The organism is Bremerella sp. JC817 (assembly GCF_040718835.1).
Classification (GTDB): domain Bacteria; phylum Planctomycetota; class Planctomycetia; order Pirellulales; family Pirellulaceae; genus Bremerella.
In genome coordinates this window covers 1-440 of the sequence record NZ_JBFEFG010000097.1, presented here as the reverse complement: position 1 = coordinate 440, position 440 = coordinate 1, and the positions used below count along the sequence as shown (strand labels likewise).

The 440-nt window shown below is 68.9% G+C and carries 1 protein-coding gene; it reads right to left on the bottom strand.

What is annotated here, in order from left to right:
* A partial coding sequence (locus AB1L30_RS00450; protein WP_367011387.1) for a hypothetical protein occupies nucleotides 1–440 on the bottom strand: 440 nt, incomplete at both ends.

Sequence of the window (440 nt, the reverse complement as noted above, 5' to 3'; positions counted from 1 at the left end):
CCGGCGATTTTTCAGGGGCCGCGAAGAGGGGCTTGCCACCCTGCTTGGGGAAGTCCATGGCCGGCGGCTGGCGGCGCCCCTGGCGGATCAGGTCGACCTTCTCCTTGTAGTCGGCGATCTGGTCGGCGTTCTCGTCGTCGGCGAACCAGGCGGCGGCGCGGTCCCTGGTCTGGGCCAGCTCGGCCTCGGCCTGGGTGAGCTGGTCGGGGGTGAACTGGTAGTGGGCCGAGGCCCGTCGCAGCTCCTCATCCCACCACTGGTCCAGGAGTTCGGGGTCGAGCCGGTCGAGGCTGTCGACGTCGGGGACGAGGTTGCGGAAGTTCTCGGCGAACGGCCCGGTGGCGTTTCGGAGGTAGGAGTCGGAGGAGAAGGGCTGGGCGGTGTCCTGGCTCCGGATCTTGTCGCGGCCCTCGTAGTAGAGATGCCAGCCGATCGCGATG